General features: G+C 41.4%; 13 protein-coding genes. 7 read left to right on the top strand and 6 right to left on the bottom strand.

Annotated elements, in window-relative coordinates:
- Window positions 1-284: 284 nt before the first annotated feature.
- Complete coding sequence (locus CDG76_RS21115; RefSeq protein WP_094350893.1) at window positions 285-815, bottom strand: cofactor assembly of complex C subunit B; 531 nt, start codon at window positions 813-815, stop codon at window positions 285-287.
- 52 nt (window positions 816-867) lie between these two features.
- On the bottom strand, window positions 868-1215 hold the full coding sequence (locus CDG76_RS21120) for a PadR family transcriptional regulator (RefSeq protein ID WP_094351073.1): 348 nt from the start codon (window positions 1213-1215) through the stop codon (window positions 868-870).
- Window positions 1216-1882: 667 nt separating this feature from the next.
- Between CDG76_RS21120 and CDG76_RS21125 the strand changes: the two genes are divergently transcribed.
- From CDG76_RS21125 to rpsN, 6 genes are all read left to right on the top strand, one after another.
- Window positions 1883-2461, top strand: a complete 579-nt coding sequence (locus CDG76_RS21125; protein ID WP_094350894.1) for a DUF3611 family protein — start codon at window positions 1883-1885, stop codon at window positions 2459-2461.
- Window positions 2462-2777: 316 nt separating this feature from the next.
- On the top strand, window positions 2778-3119 hold the full coding sequence (locus tag CDG76_RS21130) for a hypothetical protein (RefSeq protein ID WP_190240920.1): 342 nt from the start codon (window positions 2778-2780) through the stop codon (window positions 3117-3119).
- Between the two features lie 193 nt (window positions 3120-3312).
- A complete protein-coding gene (gene serS / locus CDG76_RS21135) occupies window positions 3313-4593 on the top strand; it encodes a serine--tRNA ligase (protein ID WP_094350895.1) in 1281 nt (426 codons plus the stop codon).
- A gap of 130 nt (window positions 4594-4723) precedes the next feature.
- Window positions 4724-5824 carry an RIP metalloprotease RseP gene (gene rseP / locus CDG76_RS21140; protein ID WP_094350896.1) on the top strand — a complete coding sequence of 367 codons (1101 nt, stop codon included), beginning with the start codon at window positions 4724-4726 and terminating at the stop codon, window positions 5822-5824.
- Window positions 5800-6489: an endonuclease III gene (gene nth / locus CDG76_RS21145; protein WP_094350897.1), complete on the top strand. Its 690-nt coding sequence runs from the start codon at window positions 5800-5802 to the stop codon at window positions 6487-6489. The genes rseP and nth overlap by 25 nt, the downstream gene beginning before the upstream one ends.
- Before the next feature lie 76 nt (window positions 6490-6565).
- Window positions 6566-6868 (top strand): 30S ribosomal protein S14, encoded by a 303-nt coding sequence (rpsN, locus tag CDG76_RS21150; protein ID WP_012410383.1) that lies wholly within the window; start codon window positions 6566-6568, stop codon window positions 6866-6868.
- 77 nt (window positions 6869-6945) lie between these two features.
- On the opposite strand, the gene CDG76_RS21155 is transcribed toward rpsN, so the two are convergent.
- Window positions 6946-7275, bottom strand: coding sequence for a hypothetical protein (locus tag CDG76_RS21155; RefSeq protein WP_012410384.1), 330 nt, complete (start codon window positions 7273-7275; stop codon window positions 6946-6948).
- Between the two features lie 102 nt (window positions 7276-7377).
- On the opposite strand from CDG76_RS21155, the gene aat reads away from it, so the two are divergent.
- Window positions 7378-7953 carry a leucyl/phenylalanyl-tRNA--protein transferase gene (gene aat / locus CDG76_RS21160; protein WP_094350898.1) on the top strand — a complete coding sequence of 192 codons (576 nt, stop codon included), beginning with the start codon at window positions 7378-7380 and terminating at the stop codon, window positions 7951-7953.
- Window positions 7954-8031: 78 nt separating this feature from the next.
- On the opposite strand, the gene CDG76_RS21165 is transcribed toward aat, so the two are convergent.
- Genes CDG76_RS21165 through CDG76_RS21175 form a run of 3 tightly spaced genes read right to left on the bottom strand, consistent with a single transcriptional unit; the run spans window position 8032 to window position 13039 of the window.
- Entirely contained in the window at window positions 8032-9399 is a 1368-nt protein-coding gene (locus CDG76_RS21165; protein WP_094350899.1) for a diguanylate cyclase domain-containing protein, read from the bottom strand.
- The gene (locus CDG76_RS21170; RefSeq protein WP_094350900.1) at window positions 9389-12052 is read right to left on the bottom strand and encodes a hybrid sensor histidine kinase/response regulator; all 2664 of its coding nucleotides are present in this window, start codon (window positions 12050-12052) and stop codon (window positions 9389-9391) included. The genes CDG76_RS21165 and CDG76_RS21170 overlap by 11 nt, the downstream gene beginning before the upstream one ends.
- Before the next feature lie 9 nt (window positions 12053-12061).
- Complete coding sequence (locus tag CDG76_RS21175; RefSeq protein WP_190240921.1) at window positions 12062-13039, bottom strand: ABC transporter substrate-binding protein; 978 nt, start codon at window positions 13037-13039, stop codon at window positions 12062-12064.
- Window positions 13040-13069: the final 30 nt, after the last annotated feature.

A 13069-nucleotide genomic window follows, 5' to 3' on the forward strand; every position in this document is an offset into this window, starting at 1 on the left:
CATGGGTTGATACTAATTTGATGATGCAGAAGGGAGTGGGTATATAGCCAAGCGCGTCTAAAAGGAAGAGTTAAGTTGCGCTCTTATGCCGTAGATGGTTAAAGTTTGCTCTGTCAATGAATTTAAGTTAATGAATTTAAATTTTTTCCCCACGACCAAAGTCGTGGGGAAAACTGACAAAGCAGCAGTCTTGATTTTCTCCTGACTACTTTCCATTGCCTAAAGAGTAGGTTAGGTCAGAAGTCTGCATATCATAGTTAAGAGATGGTCGCAAAAATCAACAATTATTTCCCAGGCTTGAGCTGTAGAGTCCTTTGCAACTCACTGAGTTCATCTCGATGGGCGACTACAGTGATCTTACTTGAGGAGGTTTGTTCGCTCTGAGTTGTTTCTACTTTGAGCGACACCTTCTCAAGTCTTCCAGATTTTTTCCAATAAAATAGACCACTTAAAGGCGACAGCAGTACCATCGCCAGAATAAGGGTACTGAGGCTAGGAAAAAGCAGGTATGTAACTAGAGATAGACAAACAATCCCAGTCGCTGCCAGTAAAGTTAGAAATATAGCTAAGAACCAGCTGGGACGAACATTACCTTCAAAAATTACCTGATTTTGTTCTCGGTCTACCGCTGCCACTCGGTAAGACCGCGATCGAAAGTACTCTTTTAATTGAGACATTAAAACAGCTTCGTCTTGCTCAGATACCAGTTGCGCTATTTCTATGCGGTCTTTAGTCGAGGCACGAATAAAGAAAAACAGCCCAACCGATAACAACAAGGTTAGCAGGAACGTAGATGGCAGAATAGCAGTATCCATAACTAATTGTTAGTGTTTGACTGGAGGAGACTTATTCATTATCAATGATTCGTTACTTTTTCCTCCCGTTGATATAGTCAAGCCATTGCAAAGCTAAATCCTGAGCTTGAACTTGCCATTCGGGAGAAACTTGGTACATCCGCCTGGGGCGCCCCCGTCCTTCGAGTTTCTTCCAATATCCAGTGATTGCCCTTTGGTCTTCCAGAAATTTGATTGCACTGTAAAGTACGGTATCTGAAAGCCGATAGACGGGATACTCAGTTTCTAATTGCTCAATCAACTCGGTTCCGTAGGATTCACCTTGTAATAAAACAGACAGTATGTAACAAACTGCTAGTTCCTGACAAAGGTAAGTTGGCGGAGGATTCTCAAAAAATTGATATATATCCTCAAGTTTCATGGTTATGTGAATGGCTAAAAAAAATGCATTAGGGTAAATTCTATAATCCTTGTAGTCAGTATACAGTGCTACTACTACGTGAGTAATACATATAAAGCTACTTAGACTAGATATCCATTGCGTAAACATCAAACAGTTACCCACGCCTGTGAAGTTGTGGGGCGAGTTTGCGAGTTTTAAGGGTACAAAACAATGTACCCCCACTCAAGCTCGATACGGTGTGGTGAGGAGCGAACAGAAAGTGAGAGAGTCACTATCTTGGTGTTAACTGATGCCGAGCTGCTTAGAACTGCTTAAGCAATAAAATGCCATCGAAGAAATTTTACAGGTAAAATGCTGTTTTGTCTGTAAAACTTAATAAACACTTTTTTTTACAGTGATTTTTCCAATGCAAATTCTAAAAGCTTAAGCTAAGGGATATATCTGGGATCGAGCTGCTATGTCAGTGGACACACTTAAGCAGTAACCATTTCTGATTTCCTCGATCGCAGAATTTCTTGTCTTATTTGGCAAGTGTGATAGTAAATTGATCAAAGAAGGCGCTAAATACTAGGGGAAAGAAGACAGGAGAGGGAGACGTAGGGAAAGAACTCTCTGTGTCCTCACTTCCCTTCGTCCTCTCGTCCTCGCCTTCCTTTATCAAGCACTCAGCATATTAGCGATCGCTATGTCACAAACTCCCGATGCCCCATCATCTTCCTCAACTCTCAGGGCAATTGCCCAAACTTTTCGCCTTACAGGTTGGATTAGCTTCTGGATTCAGCTAGTACTAGGCGTTGTTTCTAGCATAATTGTGCTGCTGTTCGCCATCTTTAATCAAAGAACTGGCAGTCCTAGTAATAATCCTGGGACTGGCTTTGGCGTATTTTTAGCAATTTGTGGACTGGTTGTTTTAGGCGGAGGCATTTATTTAGCTTACCGTTACACGAGGATTGGCAAGCAATTGGAATCCTCCAATCCCAGCAACCGCCCTCGGAAAAGCGAGACTGTGCAAGTATTACGCTTAGGGGTGTGGGTAAATTTAGGGGGAACGCTAGTGACTCTTTTGGGGGCGCAAGCGATCGTTGGAACACTGGTAGCACGTTCCATTTCTCCCCAAGCGATAACTACCCAATTTTTTGACCCTACCCGAATTATTAGCGGTCTAGATATGCTTGTGGTACAGGCAAACACCAATACCGTCTCAGCCCACTTTGCAGGGCTTATTGCGTCACTTTGGTTGCTCAATCGGATTAACCGACCCTAATATTATGAGTGCTGAGTTTTCAAAAGTCTAAAGAAGTTAATCATAATTTTTCCGAAACTGACAAAACTGGGTGTGAAGACAACTACATAATCCTTGAAAAACATCCTGCTAGTACAGCACTGCGTAATTCAAATCAATGGAACGCTTGCGGTATAGGAATTACAAATTACTTAGCGAGTCGGGAAAGCGGCACGCTGGGCGTAACAAGATCCCTGTAAAGGTACGAGCGTAATTAGGAATTTTGCCAAGCTGTAGTAGTAGGTGATGCCAAAACTAGCACAGGGATAATATGTACCTTTTTTAGAAGTCTGACACCATGAAAAATCAATTTGACACCATGAGAAATCAACCAGCACAGAAATTTAATCAAGACGTATGGAGATTTGGCGTACAGGTTTTCTTTAGTAGCATCGTATTGGGGCTGTGCATTTTCAAGCTTGGCTCGCCAGCAGAGGACGAGAAGAATATTGCGCTTTACTGGGGTGGTTTATCAGGTGTGCTTGCATACTGGTTACCTTCACCTGGACAAACTAGAGACGATAAGGAACCACCGAATATCACTCAAAGGACGTTTGCAGCCGTTGATAACAATAACGGTAATGATCAGAGTCTTGCTCAGGTCTCTGAAACGACAGTGACTCAAAATACGAATTCATGATTGGTTTAATGCATTATATGGTTTCTTAGCCCTGGCAGTGATGCTAGGGTAAAATCTTGCTCAGAGATTGAGACTGATTTTTCTAATAAACTTTGTTTTTGCAGTTACAGCAAAGCAAAATTACTATATGCTAAATGCTTATGTGTTAACTGTATTGACAGGAAGATTTTAGGCTAAAAACTGAGAAAAATCTGTGCTGGATATTAAGCAAATACGGGAAAATCCGCAATTAGTTCAAGAACGATTGAATAGTCGTAATGGTAAATACGACATCGAACCGATATTACTGTTAGATCGGCAACAACGGGAACTTGAGGGGACGCGTAGTCAACTCCAAGCCCGGAGCAACGAAATTGGTAAAATAGTCGGGCAGAAGATTAAATCTGGGATTAATGCTCAAGACCCAGAAATTCAAGCTTTGCGGGATGAAGGTAACTCTCTCAAAGCGACGTTGAGTCAACTGGAACCCCAAGAAAAAGACCTCAAAGCTGAAATTGCTCAACTTGTGTTGGCGCTTCCCAACTTGCCAAGCGACTCTACACCCCTTGGTAAGAATGAGGAAGATAACGTAGAGGTGCGGCGTTGGGGTGATGAGTACATTCCCCAAAACCCGAATATTCTTCCTCACTGGGAAATTGGCGAAAAGCTGGGTATTCTCAATGTTGAACGAGCTGTAAAAGTTGCCCAAAGTCGCTTTGTGACATTGATAGGCGCTGGTGCAGCATTGGAGAGGGCATTAATTCAATTTATGCTGAGTCTTCATACTCAAGCTGGGTATGTGGAAGTCAGTCCGCCGCTGTTAGTGAATACTGAGTCTTTGACGGCGACCGGTCAGTTACCCAAGTTTGCGGAAGAAAGCTTTAAATGTGCTGATGATGACTTATGGCTAATTCCGACGGCGGAAGTTCCAGTTACCAACCTCTATCGGGGTGAAATTCTCGCTGCTGAGGACTTACCTATTTACCACTGTGCTTTTACTCCCTGTTTTCGCCGGGAAGCTGGTAGTTATGGACGCGATATGCGGGGATTAATTCGTCTCCATCAATTTAACAAGGTGGAAATGGTGAAGTTTGTCGAACCCAGTACGTCTTTTGATGAATTGGAGAAATTGGTAGGGAATGCGGAAGCAATTTTACAGGCATTGAAGTTGCCATACAGAGTAGTAAATTTAAGTACTGGAGATTTGGGATTTGCTTCTACCAAAACTTATGATTTAGAGGTTTGGTTGCCCTCTTCTGGCAAATACCGCGAAATTTCTAGCTGTTCTAATACTATAGATTTCCAGGCACGACGGGCTGATATTCGCTTCAAAGAGGCGGGTAAGAAAGGAACTCAGTTCGTACATACTCTGAATGGTTCGGGTTTGGCTGTGGGAAGGACGATGGCAGCAATTTTGGAGAATTATCAACAACCTGATGGGACGGTGAGGATACCGGAAGTCCTGCAACCTTACTTGGGGCGTGAAGTTTTATAATTTGTCATTAGTCATTTGTCCTTTGTTATTTACCAATGACCAATGCCCAATGACCAATGACTAATACCCAATACCCAATGCCCAATTAGAATGGAGATAACTATAGCTTAATATCTTCACAATTTACTCTATGTCAGTTTTAGCAGCGATCGCAGTCTTGGCTGTTTTGATCTTGGTACACGAGTTGGGGCATTTTGTTGCAGCACGTTCTCAAGGCATTCTCGTTAACCGTTTTTCTTTGGGTTTTGGCCCAGTTCTTTTAAAGTACCAAGGTTCACAAACCGAATATGCTGTCCGCGCCTTTCCCTTGGGCGGCTTTGTGGGCTTTCCCGATGATGACCCCGATAGCGATGTTCCACCCAATGACCCGAATCTGCTGCGTAACCGTCCAGTTTTAGACCGGGCGATAGTTATCAGTGCCGGAGTAATCGCAAATTTAATATTTGCCTACTTGGTGTTGGCTCTGCAATTGGGTATTGTCGGCATTCCCAAGGAATTAACCTATAAAGCTGGTGTTGCTGTACAGCCTGTTAATCAAGAATCTGTTGCCTATCAAGCAGGGATTCGGGAAGGAGATATTATTCTGGCTGTTAACGGTCAAGAACTTCCGGCTTCTGATAAATCAACTCCTTTGCTGACAAAAGAAATTCAAACTCATCCCAATCAGCAAATCGAACTGAAAATTCTGCGTGAAAACCAACAACAAACCCTGAAATTAACACCAAAACTGGGAGCCGATGGCAAAGGTGTAGTTGGTGTGGCACTTAGTCCAAATGCTACAGCAGTTTATCGCCGTCCAAATAGTCCTTTTGAAATTTTTGGTCTTGCTGCTAACAGGTTTCAACAATTATTTGTTGGTACACTCAGCGGTTTTGGGCAGTTGATTACCAATTTTCAACAAACTGCTGGACAAGTTTCTGGGCCAGTTAATATCGTCAAAATAGGCGCGAAATTAGCTGAGGACAATAGCGTAAACTTGTTGTCTTTTGCGGCAATTATCAGCATTAACTTGGCTATTATCAACATTTTGCCTTTACCCGCTTTGGATGGCGGACAACTCGCTTTTCTGCTGATTGAAGGTTTGCGCGGTAAGCCTGTACCCGCACGGATTCAAGAAGGTGTAATGCAAACCGGTTTGGTGTTACTCTTAGGCTTAGGAATTTTTCTGATTGTCAAAGAAACCACTCAATTAACTAGCCAATTGGAGTGGGTACAAAAATTGTTCCAGTGAGCATTACCCGCAAATCGTTATCTAAAAAGCAACGGGCGATAGAAATTTTAGATCGTCTGAAGCGTGTTTATCCAGATGCTACTTGCTCTTTGAACTACTCAACACCAGTACAATTGTTAGTAGCAACTATTCTCTCAGCGCAATGTACTGATGAGCGAGTGAATAAGGTAACACCAGCTTTATTTGGTAAGTTTCCTGATGCTGAGAGTTTAGCGATCGCTGACTTGGTAGAATTAGAAAGTTTGGTGCGTTCAACCGGATTTTATCGCAATAAAGCCAAGAACATTCAAGCCGCCTGTCGGATGATTGTCACTGAGTTTAACTCTGTTGTCCCCAACCAAATGGAGCAATTATTAAAGCTTCCCGGTGTGGCGCGCAAGACAGCAAATGTAGTCCTAGCTCATGCTTATGGTATTAATGCTGGCGTGACAGTAGATACTCACGTCAAGCGCCTCAGCGAACGTTTGGGTTTAACTGAACATACAGACCCCGTTCGGATTGAGCAAGATTTAATGGGTTTATTGCCTCAGCCTGATTGGGAAAATTGGTCAATTCGGCTGATTTATCACGGTCGTGCTATTTGTAAAGCCCGCTCTCCCGTCTGCATTGCTTGTGAGCTTGCCGATTTATGTCCTGCTGCAAATCAGCCAGTGGTTGTAGGATAAGCGACACAAGTAACCCCAGAATTGATTGAGAGATTGTAGAATGGAAAACGGTGTCTTTAAATAAGTTAGAGAATATATGGCTAAAAAGAGCATGATTGAGCGCGAGAAAAAGCGCACCAGGTTGATAGAAAAGTATGCTGACAAGCGGGAAGCTCTTTTGGAAGAGTTCAGAAGTGCAGCATCTCCTTTGGATAAGCTAGAAATCCACCGGAAGATTCAACAGTTACCCCGGAATAGTGCGCCTACCCGCCACCGCAACCGTTGCTGGTTGACTGGTCGTTCTAGAGGTGTTTACCGCGATTTTGGGTTGTCTCGGAACGTACTGCGGGAATGGGCCCATGAAGGTCTTTTACCTGGAGTTGTTAAGTCTAGTTGGTAATCGAGAGTCATTAGTCATTAGTCATTAGTCATTGGTAAAGAACAAATGACAAAGGACAAATGACAAATGACAAAATATTATTGACCACAACACTTATCAATTCCCAGACTTTCTAAGAGTAGATCGCTGACGGCGTTGGCGATCGCAAACTCTCCGTAAAAGCTATTGGAAAAATCATAGGACTGCATCTCTGTGACAATGGCAATTACCAGAGAACCAAGGTCATTTTCTCCTTCCATCCGTTGACGCACAAAAATCTGTGCGGCTCGTTGGGCAATATTTTGGTTGACTGCTTCGGGGATAAATTCTGTATCTAGCCACCGTTGTAATCGTTCTCGTAACCATTCACCTTCGAGTAGGGGGTTTTCGGGCGGTGGTAGGGTGATGGGTGGAATTGGTTGAGTCATTTTTTTTAAACGCAGAGGGACGCGGAGGGAAACGCAGAGGAACGCTAAGGTTGACTGTTAGCATCAAATCGCGTTTCTCTAGTGTTTTTTTATTATTTATTTATGCAATATGATATCGCCGCTATTGTTGAGGGCTATGCACAAGGCTATTTTCTCATGGCTGATGAACGCGATCGCCTGAGTTGGTACGGAAGTCGCGATCGGACTTTTATTCCTTTGGATGAGAGGTTTCGCTACCCCAAGTCTTTGCAGCGCGTTCTGAATCAAGAACGGTTTACTGTGGCGATTAATCGAGACTTTCAGGCTGTGGTGGCTGGCTGTGCTGATAGAGAGACAACTTGGATTTCACCGGAATTGGAAAAGATTTACTGGCTACTTTACCAGAATGGTTATGCTTATAGTTTTGAAACTTGGCAGGGTGACGAATTAGCCGGGGGAATTTTAGGGATTGTGATTGGTGGGGCTTTTATTGGCGAGTCGATGTTTTACCGCATTCCCGAAGGCTCAAAGGTGGCGATGGTTAAGTTGGTGGAAAGATTGCGTCAGAGGAAATTTGTGTTTTTTGATGCCCAAATGATGAATCCCCATTTGGAAAGGTTTGGCGCTTATCGGGTTGGGGATAAAGAATATCAATCTTTACTTCAGCAAGCGTTGCAACGTGCTTGTAAGTTAGTCTAATTTGAGAAAAAAGCCTCGGATGCGATTGTTACTCATGTAGTAATGGCGGGAATGAAGGTATTGCCATATAAAAATGTTTTAATCATTACAATAGCGATCGCGCCCGTTTTGTTTGGCATGGTACAGTGCTTTATCTGCTGAGGCAATGAGTGTATCTGGCTTGATATTCCAAATGGGTATGCGAGAGGTAATTCCTAAACTAACGGTGATGATATTCTTGACATCAGACTGTACATGAGGAATAGCCAGAGCATGAATTGCTTGCTGAATACTTTGGGCTACTTTAATCGCTCCCTCTAAGTCAGTATTAGGCAAGAGTACCAAAAATTCTTCTCCACCGTAACGCGCCACTAAATCGGCAGGACGATTAATTGTCTTTTGCACTGTTTGCGCTATCCTCATTAGACAATTATCGCCTGCAAGATGACCATAGTAATCGTTGTAAAGTTTGAATTTATCAACGTCAAACATAATCAGTGACAGGGGTTGTTGTTCTCGTGCAAGGCGTTTCCATTCTGCTTTTAATCGTGCATCAAAGCAACGACGGTTAGCCACCTGAGTCAAGCCATCTAAATTTGCCAGTTGTTCTAGTTTCTGATTTGCATCTTGGAGAGCCAATTCAATTTGTTTACGTCCAGTAATGTCGCGTATGGTAATAGCAAAACCATCACCTAGTTTGACTGCGACAAAGTGATACCAGCAAGAATTGCCTAATGGATGGTAAAAATCCCGTTTTAAAGCTTCCCCCGTTTCAACAAGATTAACAAAGTGATTAAAGAGTTCTGGTTCTAGATGGGCTAAGAGTTTTTTGAGTACTAATTTGCCAATCATCTCTTCACATTTGCTTCCGAAGGCTCTAGCAATGACAGAGTTCACAACTAAGCAACGGAAATCTTCGATGTCCCCGGTTGTAGAGTTGCGGACAGCTTGCATAGCGGCAATACCATCCAGTGAACTATTCAAAATACTGGCTAGCATTGCCCTGGACTGATACAGTATCTCTTCTGTTTCCTTACGCTTAATATTTTCTTGTTCTAGAAGCCGTTGCTGGCGTTGAATGGTTAACTGATTTTCTAGGCGCGCTACAACTTCTTCCATCTGAAAGGGTTTGGTGATGTAATCTATGCCCCCTGACTCAAAGGCTATCACTTTATCGAAAACATCATCTAAAGCACTAATAAAAATAACAGGAATGGTGCGTAGAACTTCATCTGCTTTCAGAATTCTACAAACTTGATAGCCATCCATTTCTGGCATCTTGATATCTAAAAGAATGATATCTGGTTGCTTCGCCTTTACTGTTTTTAGTGCCATCCGCCCACTTGTGACGCTGCGAACAGTGTAGCCGAGTTTGACCAGAAAATCACTTAATAAATGTAAATTCTTGGGACTGTCGTCTACTAAGAGAATATTACCTTTATTTTCTTTATCAGAATCAAGATTCATTGCTTCTCAGGGGTTCGGCTAAATCAACCAATTCCTCAAATTCAAATTGACGAGCAAGTTTTGTTAAAGATTGAATTAAAAATGTTTCTGTTTGGGGAATATCTCTAATTAATTCTATGACATGATTAGTATTTGCTTCTAATGCAGCTTCATAGAATTGATTAATCCATTCTTGAGACATACAAATTAGATTGTTAGATGTTAAAGGATTTTTTTCTGTATATTCCAAATTTGAATAATTATTTTCAGCAAATATATATTTGACACCAAGATGTTTGGCTAGTGTGTCAAAAATTGTATGTTCTGCAAAAGGTTTGCGGAGAAAGTCATCACATCCGGCTGAAAGGACGATCGCTTTTTCTTCTTCTAAAACACTTGCCGTCAGAGCAATTATAGCTGTAGCATTCCCCTTGGTAGTGGACTTGATATATTTTGTGGCTTCGTAACCGTCCATGACAGGCATTCGCATATCCATCCAAATCAGGTGGGGTTCCCATTCATTCCAAATAGCGATCGCTTCTTTGCCATTACTAGCTTCTTTCATCTCAAACCCTAACGGTTGTAAAAGTTTAATTAATAATTGGCGATTAATAGGTTTATCATCTACTATTAATAGTTTATATATAGGTTGTCCTGGTGCAACTTCTAGTACTTTTGGATGTACTTCTAAAGTATTTATATTGGTTGGTTGACCTAATTTTGCTTGGATATAAAATTGAAAAGTTGTCCCGACTCCTAATTTACTTTCAACAGAAATATCTCCTCCCATTAACTGAATAAACTTGTGACTAATTGCTAAACCTAAACCTGTTCCTTCGTGGGATTCTTTTCCAGCTTGTGCTTGAGAAAAAGCATTAAATAGTTTGGGTAATTCTGCGGCTGCAATCCCCACTCCTGTATCACAGACTTTAAAATCAAGAGTTAAAATATCTATGATTTCTTCACTAATATTATTTACTGTTAAACTAACTGTTCCTTTTTGAGTAAACTTAATGGCATTACCAATCAAATTAATTAATACTTGCCGGAGTTTTAACTCATCTGTGCAAATATAACATGGAACATTTTCACTACGTTGAAATATTAAATTTAAGCCTTGATTACTTGCCTGTAAATGTAGCATATCTTCTAAGTCATCTAGCAAGCGATACAGGTCAAAGTCTCTAGGGTTAAGAGTAGTTTGACCCGCTTCTATTTTTGATAAATCGAGAATATTATTGATGAGCGTTAATAAATAATCACCACTATGATAAATGATCCCGGCATTTTCATAATGCTCGGCAGGCAAGTTGTTAGCGCGTAACATTAATTGAGAAAAACCTAGAACAGCATTGAGGGGCGATCGCAACTCATGACTCATATTCGCAATAAATAAACTTTTAGCTTGATTTGCTACTTCGGCTTTTTCTTTAGCAATGGCTAACTCTGCTGTTCTCTCCTGTACCCGTTGTTCCAAAGTTTCCAAAGATGTTTGTAACTGAAGTGCCATGTTGTTAAACGATTTTGCCAGTTGACCTATTTCGTCTTTTGATTTATTTTTGGCGCGGATATCTAAGTTACCTGCGGTAAACTGGAAAACTATATTGGTAAGGTGAATTATTGGCTTTGTTAGCAGTTGCCCAATGGCAAAAGCGATGATTGTCACTACTCCAGCGATAAATGCAAATAGAAAAATTGTATCACGAATTTGCTTTTCTACAGGTGCTAGGGCAACGGCAAGGGGTCGTGCAAACAACACAGACCAAGGTTTATATTGCAAACGAGCGATCGCAATTAGATTAACCTGATTACCTGTTGCTTCCAAGGATGCAATTAAATACGACTGTTTATTATCCAATGCTTGTTTAAGTTTTGACTCATTAGTTGCCAATTCTTTGAGAGAAGAATTAGGCAAACGACCTTCCAATTGCAGTTGAGTTACAACATCATCAGGCAGAGGCACAATTGATTTAAAAAGCAGTTCTGGTGCAGTACTATGTGCCAGATAAATATTATTGTCATCTAAAAGAATCGCAAAAGATTTTGCCCCAGCCCGTTCGGTTTGTCGAGTTACTAACTGCTGAACAACAGTAGCATTATATGAAACACGCAATATACCCAATATATCTCCCTTGGCATTGCGAACCGGACTGCTAAAAAATAGGGTAATAAGATCGGGAATTGTCGGCGATCGCTTCATGCTAGAAACAAAGGAGAAACCAGTTTGTAGCGGTTTTTTAAAATAATTTTGAACTGATTCATCTTTGCCAATATTCAGTGTACGTGTATCCAATACATTTTTACCGTTTAAGTCGAGCAAAGCATAAGAGAGAATATTGATCATATCTTTGCGACTGAGACGGATTAATGTTTCTGTCGCCAATTGCATTTCGGGGCTGTCGTCTCGTTGTTTTGGAGTTAGGCTGAGGTAGCGTGTCAAACCTGGTAAAATCGCCTCTACGCGCACGGCATTGAGATTTCCATCAATAAAGGCATCTATTCTGTTAGCGGTTTCGTTAGCCGCCGCAGATAGGGCTTGTCGGGCGTTGTCAGTTAGTGCTTTTTCGGTTGTCTGTTTGTTGACAAATGCCAATAACAGCAACGGAATCAAAGCAACAACGAGAAACGAGGCGATTAACTTTGTACGGATGCCACCCAAAAAGGAGTGCTGCATAACTTCAAACTAGGGGGGATTCAAGAAGGAAGAATTGAACAAACTTTTTAGCTTAGGAATACGTGTAATGTTTCCAGAACGAATAAAAAAGTCTGCATATATCTTGGCAGTTTTGTAAATGGAGTTAGGGTTGCTAGATTGAAAATATTTTTGATTTTCACCTAAATCAGTTAGGTTAATTCCATCTAGAGAGAGAGTATCGATCGGAATTTTTAACGCTTTGCTGACGATCGCTTTTCCTTCCTCAACATTTGCTTTCCAGTAGGTCGAGGCTTGCAGCCATCCTCGCACAAATGCCCGAATGTCTTCGGGGCGATCGCGGATTGTCTCACCGCGAAAGATAATTAAATCTAAAATCAAGCCAGGGGTTTGCTTGCTAGTAAATAGGATCTTCCCCCCTAATTTAATCGCTTCAGAGAGATAGGGTTCCCAAGTCTGTCCGGCTTGAATCGTATTATTTTTCAAGCGTTGAGGAATTTCTGAAGCCTCTAATTGAACTAAGTTCACATCATCACTAGTTAAATTGGCAGTTTTCAACATTTCAGTCACGAAAACTTCGCTAAAACTGCCTAGATTTGCACCCAGCTTTTTCCCTTTCAAGTCAGCGACGGTTTTAATTTTTGATTGGGCGACTACCACATCTGCTCCTATTGATTCATCTATAACGATCGCGCCTTGTATATCTGGATTTGTGGCACTCAAGATTATAAACTTTCCCAATGACGATGTAATCCCATCATACTTACCCGCATTGAAGTTTGCTTGTTCCAATTGGGCGTATTGTGTATGAATTAGTTCCACATCTACCCCTTGGGCTTTGAAGAATCCTTTTTTTTGAGCAATGATGCCTGGAAGCTCTCCAACAAAAGATCCAAATATCACTTTCAATGGAGGGCGTTTTACTTCAGTTGGTACTGAAGTATTACAAGCAATTAGTAAACAGGCGGTAATGAGGAAAATACTAATGGATTTGAGTAGTTTCAGCATAGAATTCTTGATCTTTTTAATTATTGTTAA

The organism is Nostoc sp. 'Peltigera membranacea cyanobiont' 210A (assembly GCF_002246015.1).
GTDB lineage: Bacteria > Cyanobacteriota > Cyanobacteriia > Cyanobacteriales > Nostocaceae > Nostoc.

Coding starts and splice junctions, on each gene's coding strand:
- CDG76_RS21165 (WP_094350899.1), bottom strand. CDS start 9,399: ATGAATCTTGATTCTGATAAAGAAAATAAAGGTAATATTCTCTTAGTA.
- CDG76_RS21115 (WP_094350893.1), bottom strand. CDS start 815: ATGGATACTGCTATTCTGCCATCTACGTTCCTGCTAACCTTGTTGTTA.
- CDG76_RS21170 (WP_094350900.1), bottom strand. CDS start 12,052: ATGCAGCACTCCTTTTTGGGTGGCATCCGTACAAAGTTAATCGCCTCG.
- rseP (WP_094350896.1), top strand. CDS start 4,724: ATGTCAGTTTTAGCAGCGATCGCAGTCTTGGCTGTTTTGATCTTGGTA.
- CDG76_RS21155 (WP_012410384.1), bottom strand. CDS start 7,275: ATGACTCAACCAATTCCACCCATCACCCTACCACCGCCCGAAAACCCC.
- CDG76_RS21125 (WP_094350894.1), top strand. CDS start 1,883: ATGTCACAAACTCCCGATGCCCCATCATCTTCCTCAACTCTCAGGGCA.
- aat (WP_094350898.1), top strand. CDS start 7,378: ATGCAATATGATATCGCCGCTATTGTTGAGGGCTATGCACAAGGCTAT.
- rpsN (WP_012410383.1), top strand. CDS start 6,566: ATGGCTAAAAAGAGCATGATTGAGCGCGAGAAAAAGCGCACCAGGTTG.
- CDG76_RS21175 (WP_190240921.1), bottom strand. CDS start 13,039: ATGCTGAAACTACTCAAATCCATTAGTATTTTCCTCATTACCGCCTGT.
- CDG76_RS21120 (WP_094351073.1), bottom strand. CDS start 1,215: ATGAAACTTGAGGATATATATCAATTTTTTGAGAATCCTCCGCCAACT.
- CDG76_RS21130 (WP_190240920.1), top strand. CDS start 2,778: ATGAAAAATCAATTTGACACCATGAGAAATCAACCAGCACAGAAATTT.